The 14,940-nt window shown below is 74.3% G+C and carries 12 protein-coding genes; 6 read left to right on the top strand and 6 right to left on the bottom strand.

Going from position 1 to position 14,940, the window contains the following annotated elements; translation table 11 throughout:
* Positions 1–33: 33 nt before the first annotated feature.
* A complete protein-coding gene (locus tag AB0H28_RS08210; protein ID WP_358035870.1) occupies positions 34–579 on the bottom strand; it encodes a flavoprotein in 546 nt (181 codons plus the stop codon).
* Between the two features lie 99 nt (positions 580–678).
* Complete coding sequence (locus AB0H28_RS08205; RefSeq protein ID WP_358035868.1) at positions 679–2,892, bottom strand: choice-of-anchor J domain-containing protein; 2,214 nt, start codon at positions 2,890–2,892, stop codon at positions 679–681.
* Between the two features lie 184 nt (positions 2,893–3,076).
* Here AB0H28_RS08205 and AB0H28_RS08200 point away from each other — a divergent pair, with 184 nt between their 5' ends.
* Genes AB0H28_RS08200 through AB0H28_RS08185 form a run of 4 tightly spaced genes read left to right on the top strand, consistent with a single transcriptional unit; the run spans position 3,077 to position 6,986 of the window.
* Positions 3,077–4,324: an AAA family ATPase gene (locus tag AB0H28_RS08200; protein ID WP_358035866.1), complete on the top strand. Its 1,248-nt coding sequence runs from the start codon at positions 3,077–3,079 to the stop codon at positions 4,322–4,324.
* Between the two features lie 54 nt (positions 4,325–4,378).
* Complete coding sequence (locus tag AB0H28_RS08195) at positions 4,379–4,681, top strand: DUF6403 family protein (protein ID WP_358035864.1); 303 nt, start codon at positions 4,379–4,381, stop codon at positions 4,679–4,681.
* On the top strand, positions 4,678–6,030 hold the full coding sequence (locus tag AB0H28_RS08190) for a hypothetical protein (protein ID WP_358035862.1): 1,353 nt from the start codon (positions 4,678–4,680) through the stop codon (positions 6,028–6,030). The genes AB0H28_RS08195 and AB0H28_RS08190 overlap by 4 nt, the downstream gene beginning before the upstream one ends.
* Positions 6,027–6,986, top strand: a complete 960-nt coding sequence (locus tag AB0H28_RS08185) for a hypothetical protein (RefSeq protein ID WP_358035860.1) — start codon at positions 6,027–6,029, stop codon at positions 6,984–6,986. The genes AB0H28_RS08190 and AB0H28_RS08185 overlap by 4 nt, the downstream gene beginning before the upstream one ends.
* Positions 6,987–7,013: 27 nt before the next feature.
* Here AB0H28_RS08185 and AB0H28_RS08180 read toward each other — a convergent pair whose 3' ends face one another.
* Both AB0H28_RS08180 and AB0H28_RS08175 read right to left on the bottom strand, forming a co-directional pair.
* Positions 7,014–7,580 carry a snapalysin family zinc-dependent metalloprotease gene (locus AB0H28_RS08180; protein ID WP_358035858.1) on the bottom strand — a complete coding sequence of 189 codons (567 nt, stop codon included), beginning with the start codon at positions 7,578–7,580 and terminating at the stop codon, positions 7,014–7,016.
* Positions 7,581–7,683: 103 nt separating this feature from the next.
* Positions 7,684–8,451 (bottom strand): SDR family NAD(P)-dependent oxidoreductase, encoded by a 768-nt coding sequence (locus tag AB0H28_RS08175; protein WP_358035856.1) that lies wholly within the window; start codon positions 8,449–8,451, stop codon positions 7,684–7,686.
* Positions 8,452–8,550: 99 nt separating this feature from the next.
* On the opposite strand from AB0H28_RS08175, the gene AB0H28_RS08170 reads away from it, so the two are divergent.
* The gene (locus AB0H28_RS08170; RefSeq protein WP_358035854.1) at positions 8,551–9,390 is read left to right on the top strand and encodes a helix-turn-helix transcriptional regulator; all 840 of its coding nucleotides are present in this window, start codon (positions 8,551–8,553) and stop codon (positions 9,388–9,390) included.
* 151 nt (positions 9,391–9,541) lie between these two features.
* Positions 9,542–12,973, top strand: a complete 3,432-nt coding sequence (locus AB0H28_RS08165; protein WP_358035852.1) for an AAA family ATPase — start codon at positions 9,542–9,544, stop codon at positions 12,971–12,973.
* Between the two features lie 79 nt (positions 12,974–13,052).
* Here the strand turns inward: AB0H28_RS08165 and AB0H28_RS08160 are convergent, their stop codons facing one another.
* Positions 13,053–13,910, bottom strand: coding sequence for an ABC transporter permease (locus AB0H28_RS08160; RefSeq protein ID WP_358035850.1), 858 nt, complete (start codon positions 13,908–13,910; stop codon positions 13,053–13,055).
* On the bottom strand, positions 13,907–14,920 hold the full coding sequence (locus tag AB0H28_RS08155; protein ID WP_358035848.1) for an ATP-binding cassette domain-containing protein: 1,014 nt from the start codon (positions 14,918–14,920) through the stop codon (positions 13,907–13,909). Before AB0H28_RS08155 ends, AB0H28_RS08160 begins: the two co-directional genes overlap by 4 nt.
* Positions 14,921–14,940: the final 20 nt, after the last annotated feature.

Raw genomic sequence — 14,940 nt, 5'->3', positions numbered from 1 at the left:
TGGCTCTGGCTGGTCGTTACCTGGCGCGGCGGCTCACCGCCCGACGGGGCCGGCGGTAGGCCGACGCGCCGCGCGCAGCGCGTCGACCACCGCCGCCCAGCGGCTCGGTGTCATCTCGTCCGGCGCGCGCAGCACGTCCCCGTCGTGCACCGTCACCCCCGCCTCCCGCAGCAGCCGCAGGTTCGGCGCGTACGCGGGGTGCGTGGCCAGCGCGGCCTTCACCTGAGGGAACACGTGGACCGGCAGCCCGGTGCCGAGCAGTTCGTTGAGGATGCCCAGGGCCAGCGTGTCGCTCGCCCCGGCCGCCCACTTGTTCAACGTGTTGAACGTGGCCGGCACGACCGCGGCGGCGTCGGCCGGCGGGTGCGGCTCGGGGTCGCCGGGGCGGCGCCAGTCGACGCGTACCGGATGGCCGGTCTGGGCGGCGAGCGCGTCGACGTCGAGCCAGCTCGCGGCGGTCGGGGTGGTGATCAGGCAGACCCGCCAGCCGTCGGCGGCGAGCAGGTCGGCGAGTTCGCCGATCCGCTGGGCCGGGGGAGCGGCGCAGACGACCAGGTACAGCACCGGCGATTCACTCATGCCCGCAGTTCTACCCGCAAACGGCCCCGCCCGAGCACCGTCTGCGGGTGCTCGGGCGGGGCAGGTTGTTAATAGGGGGCCCTTCCTATACCGGAGGCGTTAAGAGGGGGCCCCGCCTTTCTGCACCACGCCGTTGACGGTGAGGGTGTACGGGGCGTACTGCTGGACCTGCTCGGTGGGCTCGTCGTAGGCGACCACGGCGACCACCTTCGGGAACAGCGCGAGCAGCGCGAGCTGGAGCCGGTTGAGCGTCAGGCTCGACTTGCCGTCGAACTCGAACTGCCAGGCCAGCGAGTGCTTCTCGTCCAGGCCGATGAGCCGCAGGTTCCAGTTGGCCACGGCGATCGGCTTGATCTCGGTGGGCGAGTCGAACGGGGCGAGGCTGCTGCCGTCGCTGACCGTGGTGCCGCCGACCGTGACGTCGTCGACGCGCAGGCCGCCCTCGTTGACGCCGCCGTCGCTGACGTAGCGGAAGCCGAGCAGGATGTCCTTGCCGGCGTACGCGGACAGGTCGAAGCTGTGCGGCTCGAAGCCGTCGGTGGTGCCGTTGAGCGCCGGGCCGAGCGGACCGTCGATGGTTTTGTCGCCGGCGACCGCCGTGTAGGTGGCGCCGCCGTCGGTGGAGACCACCACGTAGCCGTAGTCGAAGCCCAGCTCCGCGCCGTACTTGGCGACGAAGCGCAACGTCGGGTCGGCGGTCGGCACGGTCACCGGGGTGACCGCCGCGGCGTCGGTGTTGTTCGTGTTGCCGGAGAACAGCACCGGGTTGCCGGGCCGGTCCGGGTCGTCGGTCACCACGGTCCAGGCCAGCGGCAGCGCCGGCAGCGTCTTCGCGCCCTGGAACGACAGCGACCGCAGGTCACGGCCGCGCAGCAGGGTGCCGTCGGCCTTCGCCAGCGGCACGTAGTCGGCGCCGTTGGGCGCCGCGCCGGGCGTGGCGTTGGCGGCCGGGTTGGCCAGGTTGACGGTGGAGCGCAGGCTCGCCGTGGTCACCCGGCTCTTCGGTACGCCGAGCATGATGCCCCGGCGCGACTCCCCGACGATCTTGTCGACCAGCGTCATGGTCTGGTAGTCGTGGATCACTTGGTACATGTCCTTCGCGCCCTCGGCCTTGAGCGCGGCGTCCAGGCTGGCCAGCCCCTGCAGGTCGGCGTCGTTGTGCAGCCGGTGCACGATGTCGTTGCCGTAGCGGTCGTAGAGGAACTGGATGAACGCGTACGCGTTGCCGTAGTCGGCGAGCACCGCGTTGGGGTTCGGGCTCTCCCCCCACAGGTTCAGCGAGTTCTCCGGCCCGCCGCAGTCGCGCGGGTTCGCGTTGTACGGCGTCTTGACCGTGCCGAAGCCCTGCTGGCAGTAGAGGTGGCTGTCCGCGCCCCGGTCGAAGACGGTCGCCTTCGTGTCCACGTACCCGGTGAGGGTCTGCGCGAAGTCCGACAGGCCCTCGTTCATCCAGGTGGTCTCGAACGGGTCGGTGTAGTAGTGCGCCAGGTGCTGCCACTCGTGGGCGAACGTGCCCTCGTAGCTGAACGGGCGGGCCGGGCGGCTGGTGCACAGGTCGTCGGTCGGCTCGTCCGGCGGGTTCGCGCCGGTGCGGTGCAACCAGTCGAACGCGTCGACGGTCATCACGTTGCGGTCGAACAGCTCGTTGAGCTGCGCCGAGAAGAAGCCGGCGATGTAGGTCGGCGCGGCCGGGAAGTCGTAGAAGTTGTCGTCCCGGACGTTGTCGACCAGGGTGACCGTCTTGTTGCCGCCGCCGGAGTAGTCGCCGCCGTTGCCCTGCGCGTCCGGCGGGATCTGCGCGTTGCTGCCGTCGCGGTCCGGCGGCCGGCTGAACGCCACCGTCTCCTTCGGATACATGTTCGTGTCGAACTCGTGCACGAAGCTCTGCACCTGCGCGTCGGTGACCTGCGTCGACGTGGGGATCTGGTTGCGGCAGTCGTCGGCCGGGAACGCGATGTCGTTGGCCACCCACACCTCGACGTTGTCGCCGACGCCGCGCAGCGTGTAGTCCTTGCGGTAGTAGGTGCCCTGGTAGTCGTCCATGCCCAGCCACTGCCGGACGGTGCCGACCGGCGGGGTCTGCGCCGCGGCGGCCTTCGACCGCGACTGGGCGCGCTTGTGGTAGCGGGCCGGGGTCTTCACCGGCTTGCCGTCGAGCGTGAAGTCCTTGCGGGTCAGCTCGCGGGTGTCGTCGACGACCGGCTTGGCCTTGGGCTTGGCCGGTGCCGCCGACGCGGTCGTGGCGGGCAGGACGCCGAGGAACGGTAGGACGAGTGCGATGGCTGCGGTACCGGCGATCCGGCTGCGTGCCATTTGCCCCCCTTGTCGGGTGTGCGGATCCGGCCGACGGGGTGACCGTCGTATCCACCGGAGTGACATTCATCGTCGTTCGTACGCCACACCGTTGCCTTTGGCAACCAGTCGAACGTGTTAAGAAGGGGCCCCGCCTATACGGAATGCGTTAAGAAGGGGCCCGGCCTTGCACGTCATCGAAAGTGTGCTGAGCGATGTGCGCTCCGGTGCCCACCGGGGCGTGGTGGTCGACTCGCCGCCGGGCGCCGGCAAGAGCACACTCGTCGTCCGCGCCGCCGCCGAACTGGCCGCCAGCGGTGACCCGCTGATGGTCGTCGCGCAGACCAACGAGCAGGTCGACGACCTCGTCGACCGGCTCGCCCGCCGGGCGCCCGCGCTGCGCATCGGCCGGCTCTCCGCGGCCGACTACCGGCCCAGCGACCGGGTCGGTGGCCACCAGACGGTCCGGGTCGCCGCGAAGGTCGCCGACCTGGGCGGGCCGGCCGTGACCATCGGTACGGCGGCCAAGTGGGCCACCGTCACCGAGGGCACCTGGCCGTGGGCGATCCTCGACGAGGCGTACCAGATGCGCGCGGACGCGCTGCTGCGGGTGGCCGGGCGGTTCGAGCGGGCGTTGTTCGTCGGCGACCCCGGGCAGCTCGACCCGTTCTCCACCGTCGAGACCGCCCGCTGGACCGGCCTGACCTGGGACCCGATGCAGTCGGCGGTGGCCACGCTGCTGCGGCACAACCCGGAGCTGCCGGTGTCGTGGCGGCTGCCCGCCTCCGCAGCCCCGGTCGTTTCCGCCGCGTTCTACCCGTTCACCGGGTTCCGTGCCGGCACCGGGCCGGCCGACCGGGCGCTCACGTTCACCGAGCCGGGCCCCGGCGACGGCTACGACGCCTCGGTCGAGCTGGCCGCCGCCACCGGCTGGGCGTTGCACGAACTGCCCGCCCGGCACACCGTGCGTACCGACGCCGAGGCCGCCGCGGCCTGCGCGGAGCTGGCGTTGCGGGTGCTCGCACGCGGCGCGGTCGCGGTCAGCGAGGCCGCGCCCGGCGGCGCGCCGGTGACCGCGGACCGGATCGCCGTCGGCGCCGCCCACCGCGACCAGGTCGCGGCCGTCCGGGCCCGGCTGGGCGCGGCCGGCGCGGGCGTCACCGTGGACACCGCCAACCGGCTCCAGGGCCGGGAGTACGACGTGACGATCGTGCTGCACCCGCTCTCCGGCCGGCGCGACGCGACCGCGTTCCACCTGGAGTCGGGGCGGCTGTGCGTGCTGGCGTCGCGGCACCGGCACGCCTGCGTGGTGGTGACCCGGGCCGGCATCGGCGAACTGCTCGACGCCTACCCGTCGACCGACCGGGTGCACCTGGACGTGCCGGTGCGGTTCCCGGACGGCTGGGAGGCCAACCAGACGGTGCTCACCCACCTCGACGCGCACCGGCCCTGACCGGACGGGCCCTCGTCGTCGCTGGCGGGGGTGCAGTAGAACAGGATCATGACCATGAGCGTGCTGCCCTGGCTGGGCGGGACCGTGGTGGCGGTGGCCGCCGGGTTCGTCGCCACGCTGCTGCCCGGGCGTCGCGCCCGTGCCGCGCGCCGGAAGGTCGCCTGGTCGTCGGCCCGGGCGGCGATCCACGACGCCACCGTCAGCCGGGACGCGGCGGTCACGCCGGTGCCCGAGGCCCAGCGGCTGCTGGCCCGCGCCGAGCTGCTCGCCGCCGCGCGCGGTGGCGGCGCGGACGCGGCCCGGGAGGCGGCCGAGCACGCCCGCCGCGCCGACGAGCTGTGGCGGGCCGGCGCGTGAGGGTACGCCGCGAGCTGCTGCGCTGGTCGCTGCTGGCCGCCGCGGCGGCGGTGCTCGTGGTGTTCCTGGTCGCGCAGCGGCAGAGCGTCCAGGTCAGCTACGGGCGGTCGCCGTCGTCGGCGTCGCTGCCGGCGGAGGGTTCCGCCGGCGAGCTGAGCGACGCGAGCGTGCCCACGGTCGAGGAGATGACCGCGCTGGTGGCGGCCGACCCGGTGGTCCGCCTGCCCGGCGCGGTCGCCCGCTGGGACGAGGGGCGGGTGCGGGCCGCCGCCGGTCCCGGCGGCACCCGGATCCTGGTCGCCCCGCCCGGGCTGGACGAGGCGGAACGCCGGCGGGTGAAGGACGTCGAGAACGCCGAGATCCGGATCGTCGGCACCGAGGTCAGCGGCGGCGTGCTGGCGGCCACGCCGGACGACCTGCCGGGCTGGCGGGCCCAGTTCGCCACCGGCGACGTCACCGGCCAGGTGCTCACGCTGCTCGCCGCGCTGCGTGAGCAGCCGTCCCCGCCGGACCGCGACGACCTGCGCTGGCGGGAGCCGACCACCGCCGAGCTGGCCCCGGTGACCGCCGCGCTGCGGGCCACCGGCCGGTGGGTCGCCCCCGGCGCCACGCTGCCCCGGCTGCCGGAGCGGGGCGCGCGGGAGGCGTTCCCGGGTGGTGCCTGGTTCGTCGTGCTCCCGGCCCAGCCGTACGGGACGCCGCTACCGGCGTACGGGCCGGCGCTGCACCGGCTCGCCCCGGACCGGCCGGTGGTGGTGATGTACGGCGGCTGGGTCGAGTACCACGGCCCGGGCGCGGCCCAGTTCGCCGAGGTGGCCGGCGCCAGCTTCTACGCGCAGTACGGCAGCCGGCTAAGCCGTTACGACTATCCGCAGCTCAACGTGCTCGGCGCGTATCTGGCCCGGGTCACCGACGTGCGCTACGCGGGGCTGTTCGACCGGCCGCTGCCGTACCGGCCGTTCGACCCGCTGCGGGTGGCTTTGCCGGCGCTGCCGTGGCTCTTCGCCGGCTGCGTGGCCGGTTTCGTGGTGCTGTCGATCCGCACCGTGCGTGGCACCGGCCGGGGCCGGCCGGGCGACCTGGGGCCGGGTGGCACGCCGGCGCGGCTGGCCGGGCTCTGCGCGCTGGCCGTGGAGCTGTCGCTGCTGACCGACGCGCGCACCGACCCGGCGCTGGTGCGGGGTGTCGGCCGGCTGCGGTCGGCCCGGTACGCGCTCGACGACGGGCTGCCCGAGCAGCACGTACGCGGGCTGCTGGCCGACGCGGAGGCCGAGCTGGACGGCGTGGCCCGGGACGTGCGGATGCCCGGCTACCGGCCGGACGTCTACCTGCGGGGGAGGCTGTGGTGACCGCTGCCGTGCGCCGGCTGCCCGGCCGGCTGGTCGGCACCGCGTTCGGCCGGGCGGTGCTGGCCTGCCTGGCGCTGGCCGGCTGGGCGTTGTGGTCCGGCGGCCTGTTCGACGGGCCGGTGGCCCGGCAGGTGCGCGCCTCGTCGGTCTATGCGGCGCCCGGCGTCGACCTGGACCGGGCCGCCGCCGAGCGGGTGATCGGCAACCGGCGGCTGGTGGTGCTGATGATGCGACCGGGCGCCGACCTGCCGGGCGCCTGCCACGACACCGAGCGCGCCACGCAGGGCACGCTGGTGCTGGCGATGAGCCGCGACGGCGACGACTGGGACACGTACGGCTGCTCCCGTATCGGCGGCGACAGCCCGCGCGACATCGGCCGGTCGATGGCGGTGGAGACGGTGATCGGTCGCGGCGCGGACGCCTTCGTGGACCGGCCGGTCGAGGCGCTGAAGGTGGTCGTGCTCAACTACGACCGGATGGTCCGCGCCGGCCTGGTGCCCGACGGTGGGCGCACCATCAGCCCGTCGCTGCCCCGCTATCTGCTGGCCGGCGGCGCGGTAGGTGGCGTGGTGGCCGGCGCGGCGGTGCTCTGGCTGGGCGGCCGGCGGGCCGGGAGGCTGGCCGACGCGCGGCGGGCCGGGCGGGACGCGCGCGCCGACGAGCGGGCCGCGCTGGGGGCCGTGACCGCCGTCCTGGCCCAGCAGATCATCGATCTGGACGCCACCGGCGGTCCGGCCTACCGGCGGTTGGCCGGCGACTACGCCGGGCTGCTCGACGAGGTGTCCGGTGCGGACTCCGGTGACTCGGTGGGTCGGCTGCGTGAGCGGGTCGAGGAGCTGAGCCGGCGGGCCGCCGACCTGGCGTCCGGCGGGAAGCCGCGTGCGACGCCGCGGCGGGCTCCCGGCGCGACGGCGGGGAGGGGCCGCAAGCGGACGCGCGGACGGGGCCGGCGGTGAACCGCCGGCCCCGTCGATGGTGCGTCGTCAGCGACCGGCGCCGACCACCGTGGCGGCCGGCCAGCTACCGCTGAAGACCTGGGCGGGCGTCGCGCTGCGGGCGGCGAAGCCGAACAGCGAGTCGACCCGGGCGGCCTCGGTGGTGCTGGGGTACGGGTTGGTGCAGCTGGTGCCGGCGCTGCCGCCGGACATCAGGATGGCGCAGTTGCCGTTGTAGTTGTCCGGCAGGCCGAGGATGTGGCCGATCTCGTGCGTCATGATGCGCAGCGGCGAGTACTGCTGGGCCTGGTAGTAGTCGATGACCACGCGGCCGTTGCCGAGGCTGGTCCGCTGGGCGTACGAGCCGCCGCCGTAGGTGTAGTAGATCATCAGGTTCGACCCGCACTGGGCCATGTTGATGTTGTTGGTGCGGTTGTTCCAGATGGACGCCGCCTGCACCGCGTAGCTGGCGAACGGGCCGGCCTGGCTGGTGTTGTAGCAGACGTTGCGGACCGCGGCGGAGGCCGGTGCCGGGTTGACGGCGACCGCGCCCAGCGCCGTCAGCGTCACGGCCGCGAGGGTGGCGAGGATCCGGGACAGCTTCGGCGTACGCATGGTTCACACTCCTGGGGGATGGGGGGTGTGCGGGAACGCCGACAGCCTATAGATAGGTTCCTGTCGATATCAAGAGTGTCGATGTAAAGGGGTCCGCCGGCGGTCAGGTGGCGGCGTGCGGGTCGGCGGCGTTCAGCGCCGCGACCACCTGGTCGTAGTCGCCACGCGCCTCGGCGTGCCGGAGGAACTTCACCCGCTCGACCTGGATCTCGGCGGCGTCCGGCCGCGTCTCCAACAGCCCCACCACCTCGGACACGAACTCGTCCAGCGGCATGGCGAACTCGCTCGTCTCCTGCTCCGGCAGCAGGGCGGTCCGCACCGCCGGCGGCACCAGCTCCACCACCCGGACGCCGGTGTCGGCGAGTTGCAGCCGGATCGACTCGCTCAGCATGTGGATCGCGGCCTTGGAGGCGTTGTAGCTCGGCGTGACCCGCAGCGGCACGAACGCCAGGCCGGACGAGACAGTGACGATTGTGGCGTCCCCGTGGCGCGTCAGGTGCTCGACGAACGCGCCGATCAGCCGGATCGGGCCGAGCACGTTCGTGGTCACCACCTCCTCGGCCGAGGCGAGGAACGTCTCCGGCGAGCGCCAGTCCTCGATCCGCATGACGCCGGCCATCGCCACCAGGACGTTCAGGTCCGGGTGCCGGGCCAGCACCGTCTCCGCCGCCGCCGTGATGCTCGCCGGGTCGGTGGTGTCGATGGGTACGGTGTCCAGGCCCGGGTGGGCCGCGGCGATCTCGTCGAGCAGCTCGGTGCGCCGCCCGCCGACGATCACCGTGTTGCCCCGGTCCCGTAGGGCGAGCGCCAGCGCCAGGCCGATCCCACTGGTCGCGCCCGGAATGAAGATCGTGTTTCCGGAGATGTTCATGGCCCCAGCATGGCCCGGCGGCCCGGCCGGGTGCAGAGATCCGTGATCGGGGGACCGCCGATCCCTGGTTCCCGCCGCCGCGCGGCGGATACTCGGATCATGGACCGTGCTGCCCTGGCCGACTTCCTCCGCCGCCGCCGTGCGGCGCTGCGCCCCGCCGACGTGGGGTTGCCGCCCGGTGCCCGGCGACGGGCGCCCGGCCTGCGCCGGGAGGAGGTCGCCGCGCTCGCCGCGATGTCCACCGACTACTACACCCGGCTGGAGCAGCGGCGCGGCCCGCAACCCAGCCCGAACCTGCTCGCCGGGCTGGCCCGGGCGCTGCGGTTGACCACCGACGAGCGTGACTACCTGTTCCGGGTGGCCGGGCACAGCCCGCCCGAGGCGGTCGCCGCCGCCACCCACGTCGCGCCGGCGCTGCTGCGGGTGCTGGACCGGCTGACGGACACGCCGGCGCTGATCCTGTCGAACCTCGGGGAGACGCTGGTGCAGAACCGGATGTCCGCCGCGCTGCTCGGCGACCGTTCGGGCTACACCGGGCTGGCCCGCAGCGAGATCTACCGGTGGTTCACCGAGCCGGGGGACCGGTGGCGCTACCCGGCCGCGGACCACGACCGGCAGAGCCGCGCCCAGGTCGCGAACCTGCGCGCCGCGTACGGGTCGATGGGCCCCCGGTCGCGCGCCGGCGAGCTGGTGCGGGCGCTGCGCGCGGCCAGCGCCGAGTTCGCCGAGCTGTGGGACCGGCACGAGGTGGCGCAGCGCTTCGCCGACCACAAGACGCTCATCCACCCGGAACTGGGCCCGATCGAGCTGGACTGCCAGGTGCTGTTCACCGAGGACCAGTCGCAGGCACTGCTGGTGCTCACCGCGCCGCCGCGCAGCGAGGGCGCGGAGAAGCTACGGCTGCTCGCCGTGCTCGGGCACGAGCGTTTTCCCGCCTGACCGCCTTCGGGCGCGTGACTCAGGCACAGGAACGGGCCGACGATGAACGACGACGGACACCCGCTCGACCCAGCGGTGGCGGCAGCCGCTGAGCCTCACCGCGAATATGGCGTTCCAGGCTGTCGGAGGTGTCGACTAGCGTCGGGAGGTCATGGGGCCGCGGTTCGGCGAGGAGATCATCGGGCGGGAGCACCCGGCCGCGTTGCTGCGCGCCGAGGTGACCCGCGTGGTCGACAGCCACGGTGGCCTGGTCCTGGTCACCGGCGAGCCGGGCATCGGCAAGACCACCCTCGTCTCGGCCGCCGCCGACGAGGCCCGTCGGCGCGGGGCGCTGGTGCTCGGCGCCGCCTGCTGGGACTCCGACACCGCCCCCGACTACTGGCCGTGGGTGCAGGTGCTGCGCCGGCTGGCCCGCTTCACCGACGATCCGCCCGCCGCCCGGGAGGCCGCCGCGGTCGGGCTGGCGGCCCTGTTCGGCGACCGCGCCACCGGCACCCCGACCGCCACCGGCGGCCCGGGCGAGGTCGGGCCGGAGGAAGACGGCGGGCCGGGTGAGCCGGGTGATGACGGCGGGCGGGCCGAGTTCGCCCGGCACGACGCCGCGACCAGCGCGCTGGTCGCGGTCGCCCAACACCGGCCGGTCGTGGTGGTCCTCGACGACCTGCACTGGGCCGATCCGGCGTCGCTGCGGCTGCTCCAGTTCGCCACCCAGCACACCTGGTTCGAGCGGCTGCTGCTGATCGGCACCTACCGGGACGCCGAGGTCGAGGCCGGCGACCACCGCCTGCGACCGCTGCTGCTGCCGTTGACCGCCAAGTCCACCACGGTGACGCTGACCGGTCTCGGCCGCGACGAGGTGGCCGCCCTGATGAGTCGGACCGCAGGCCGGGAGCCCGGCGCGGGCCTCGTCGACGAGGTGCACCGCCGCACCGGCGGCAATCCGTTCTTCGTCGAGCAGACCGCCCGGCTCTGGCACACCGACGGCCTCGCCGACACCATCGCCCCCGGCGTCCGGGAGGCGGTGCGCCGCCGGCTCGACCAACTGCCCGCCCCGGTGGTCGAGGCGTTGACCGTGGCCGCCGTGCTCGGCCGCGAGTTCCACCGGCAGACGCTCGCCGCCTGCGTACCCGGCCCGGCCGCGCAGGTCGACCTGCTGCTCGACCGGGCCGCCGCCGCCCGGCTGGTGCTGGCCCGGGGCGGCGGCCGGTTCGCCTTCGTGCACGACCTGGTCCGCGAGACGCTCTACGACGGGCTGCCGGAGAGCGATCGCCGCGCACGGCACGCCGCGGTGGTCCGGGCCGTCGACCGGTCCGACGTGCTCGCCGGCCGGCTCATCGCGGCCGACCTGGCCCGCCACGCCTGGCTCGCCGGTGCCGACCTCGATCCGGTACGCGCCGGTGACCTGCTGGTGGCCGCCGCGCGGGACGCCGGCGGGCGGCTGGCGGTGGAGGAGTCCGTGCGGCACTTCCGGCGCGCGTTGCACCTGACCGACGAGCCGGCCCGGCGGGTCCGGGTGCTGCTGGAGCTGGCCGGGCTGCTGCACCACGCCGGCACCCCGGGCGAGGCCGAACAGTTGCTGGTCGACGCCGCCGCGCTCGCCCGTGGGCTGGCCGAGCCGGCCGTGCTGGCCCGGGTGGCGCTCACCGCCCGCAGCCAGCACTCGGTGACCCGCCGCCGCCTCGACGCCGACGCGCTGGTCCGGGAGGCGTACGCGCGCTTGATCGGCCCGCCCGACCCGGAGCGGTCGACGCGTGCCCTGGTCACCGACCTGATCACCGCCACCGAGACGCTGGCCCGGCACGGCCGCGACGACGAGGCGCTGACCTTCAGCCTGTGGGCCCGCCACGACACCACCTGGGGGCTCGGCACCGCGCAGGAGCGGGCCGTGGTCACCGCGGAGATCCGGGAGGTGGCCCGCCGCGGCGGCGACCGTGACACCGAGCTGTGGGCCACCTCGCTGCGTTGGGTGGCGCTGCTGGAGCTGGGCGACCCGGGCTACCGGCACGAGCTGGCGGCGTTCGTCGACGGCTGCCGGACGGGCGACGTGGCCCGGCAGCGGATGGCGGCGGCCGTCGACAGCGGCATCATCGCCGCCTTCCGGGGTGACTTCGCCGCCGCCGAGGCGTGCTACGCCGAGATGGCGCGCTTCGGCGAGTGGGAGCACTCGGACCACGCCTTCATGGCGCACCACCTGCGCTGGTCCCTGCTACTCCTGCGCGGTCGGCTCGCCGAGGCCGAAGCGCTGCTCGACCGGCCTGGCGCGGCCAACCACCCGCAGGGGGAGCTGTTGCGCGCGATCACCGCCGCCGAGCGCGGCGACACGGCGACCCTGCTACGGCTCACCGACGGGATCGAGGCCGCCGGCACCGCGTACCCCCGACCGGTGTCGGCGCTGTGGCTGCGGTCGCGGGCCCAGGCGGCGGCCGTGAACGGTGACCCCCGCCGCTGCGCCGAGGCGCGGGCGGCCCTGACCCCGCACCGCGGGCGGTGGATGGTCGCGCTGTTCGGCTGCGACATCGGCGGCCCGGTCGACCTCTGGCTGGCCGGGGTGGACGCCGCGGAGCGGAGGTGGGACGACGCGGTCGCCGGCTACGCGGCGGCCCGGGACGCCGCCGACCGGCTCGACGCCCGGCCCTGGTCGGTGCTCGGCCGGGCCGGGCTGGTGACCGCGCTGCTCGGGCGCGGCGGTCCGGGCGACGCCGCCGAGGCGGCCCGGCTGCGGGCCGAGACGGAGGCCGAGGCGCGTGAGCTGGGCATGGCGCACGTGGTCGAGCGGCTGGGCGCGGCCAGGCCGCCGGCCGGCACTCCGGCTGCTTCCGCCGGGGCATCGGGTGGTTCCGCCCCGGCGGCGGGCGCTTCCGCCCGCACGGGCGCTGTCTGCGGCGAGGATGCCCCCGGCGCGGTGGCGACCGCCCGACCCGTGTCGGCGGCATCGCCGGTCGGGGCGGTCTCTTCGGGCGTTCGGGTCGGCATGGAGGGCGGTCCCGGTGTCAGCGGTTGGTCCAGCTTGGCCGTCGACACGGCCGGTCGCTCGGGCCGGCCCGAGTTCTGCTTCGACGGGTCGGTGTGGCGGCTCGCCTGGGCGGGCACGGTGGTGCACCTGCCCGACGCGAAGGGCCTGCACGACCTGCGGTTGCTGCTGAGCCGACCGGGGGTCGACGTGCCCGCGGTCGAGTTGCTGGATCCGGCGGCCGGCGCGGAGTTGGTCGCCGCCCGCCGGCTCGGGGCCGACCCGGTGCTCGACGACGAGGCGAAGGCCCGCTACCGGCAGCACCTGCGGCGGCTCGACGGCGAGATCGACCGGGCCGCGTCGCGCGACGACGAGCGGCGGCTGGCCGCCCTGGACGCCGAACGCGCGGCCCTGCTCGACCAGTTGCGGGCCGCCGCCGGGCTGGCCGGGCGCAGCCGCCGGCTCGGCGACCAGGCCGAACGGGCGCGCAAGGCGGTGACCGGCCGGATCCGGGACACGCTCCGGCGGATCGAGCAGCGGCACCCATCACTCGCCGCGCACCTGCGCGAATCGGTCACCACGGGCGGCACCTGCCGCTACCTGCCGGCCGAGCCGGTGCCCTGGCGCCTCTGATCGGCACCGTTACGCCGAGGTGGCGGGATCCACGCACGGTGGACCCCACCACCTCGGCGAGCTGGTGTGGATCGAAGGATCAGCGGTGGTTGTAGCGCCGCATGGTCAGCGTGCCGAACACCACCACGAACCCGACGCTCCACAGCAGCAGCCACATCGTGTTCGTGGCGTCCGTGGAACCGGCCATCGCGGCGCGTACCGAGGCGACCAGGTGGGTGACCGGGTTGACCTTGACGAACGCCTGCAACCAGCCGGGCATGGTGGCCGGCTCGACGAACACGTTGCTCAGGAACGTCAGCGGGAACAGCACCATCATGCTGACGCCCATCACCGACTTCTCGCTGCGCAGCACCAGGCCGAAGAACGTCCACACCCAGGAGAACGCGAACGAGAAGACCACCAGCAGGCCGATCCCGGCGAGCACCCCGACCAGCCCGCCGTCGGGCCGGAAACCGAGCACCAGCCCCACGGCCAGGATGACCACCGCGGCCAGGATGTAGCGCAGCACGTCGCCGAAGATCATGCCGACCAGCGCCGCCGGCCGCCACACCGGCAGGGTACGGATCCGGTCGAAGACACCCTTCTCGATGTCGTTGTTCAACCCGACCCCGGTGTACATGGTGATCATCACGACGCTGGTGACCATGATGCCGGGCAGGAAGAACTGGAGGTACGCACGAGGGCTGTCGGCGAGCGCGCCGCCGAACAGGTACGTGAACATCAGCACCATGATGATCGGGAACGCGGTGACGTCGAACAGCTGCTCCGGCACGTGCTTGATCTTGAGAATGGCACGCCAGCCGAACGTCAGCGACGCGGACAGCGCGCTCGGCCGGACCGGCCGTTCCCCGGGCGCGAGCACGGTGGCCAGCGCCTCGGTCGACGGCACATAGACCGACGGCGCCCGCCCGGTCGTGGTGGTCGCGGTGTCGCTCATCGGGCCGCCTCCAGCTCGTCGTCCCGCTCGTCGGTCGCGACGGCCGGGTGGTCGGTCAGGGCCAGGAACACCTCGTCCAGGCTGGGTTGGCCGAGGGAGAAGTCGTCCACCACGATGCCGGCCCGGGCCAGCTCGCCGAGCGCACGTGCCGCCTGCTCGCCGGCCTCCAGGTCGGTGCCGTCCTCGCCGACCCGGGCGGTGAGCGCCACCGGGTCCGCCGCGAGCTGCACCGGCACGTTCAGCGCGGTCCGCAGCACCTGCTCGGCCCGGGACCGCTGCCCGGCGTCACGCAGTCGCACGTGGACGGTGCCCGAGCCGACCGACGACTTCAACTCGCCCGGGGTGCCCTCCGCGATCACCCGGCCGTGGTCGACCACCGCGATCCGCCCGGCCAACTGGTCGGCCTCGTCCAGGTACTGCGTGGTCAGCAGCACGGTGGTGCCGTGCGCCACCACCGCCCGGACGATCTCCCACACCTGGTTGCGGCTGCGCGGGTCAAGCCCGGTGGTGGGCTCGTCCAGGAACAGCAGGTCCGGCGTGTTCAGGATGCTCGCCGCGATGTCGATGCGCCGCCGCATTCCGCCGGAGTACTTCTTCACCTGCCGGCCGGCCGCCTCGGTCAGCCCGAACGCGGCCAGCAGCGCCTCGGCCCGCTCCCGCGCCGCCGGGCGGCCCAACCCGAGCAGCCGGCCCAGCAGAACCAGGTTCTCCGCCCCGGTCAGGTCCTCGTCCAGCGAGGCGTACTGACCGGTCAGGCTCATCCGGGCGCGGACCGCGTCGGCCTCGGTGACGACGTCGTGGCCGAAGACCCGGGCCGTGCCCGCGTCGGGACGCAGCAGCGTCGCCAGCACGCGCACGGCGGTGGTCTTGCCGGCGCCGTTGGGCCCGAGCAGCCCGTACACGGTGCCGGCGGGGACCCGCAGGTCCAGGCCGTCGAGCGCCCGGGTCGAGCCGAACGACCGGACCAGGCCGTCGGCCTCGACGGCCAGACCGGTGTTCCGGTTACTCATGATCAGTCCCTCTCTGACGT

Source organism: Micromonospora sp. NPDC050980, from assembly GCF_040653835.1.
Taxonomy (GTDB): domain Bacteria; phylum Actinomycetota; class Actinomycetes; order Mycobacteriales; family Micromonosporaceae; genus Micromonospora.
Note: the sequence above shows the minus strand (reverse complement) of the source record. Positions and strands in the feature narration are given on the sequence as shown.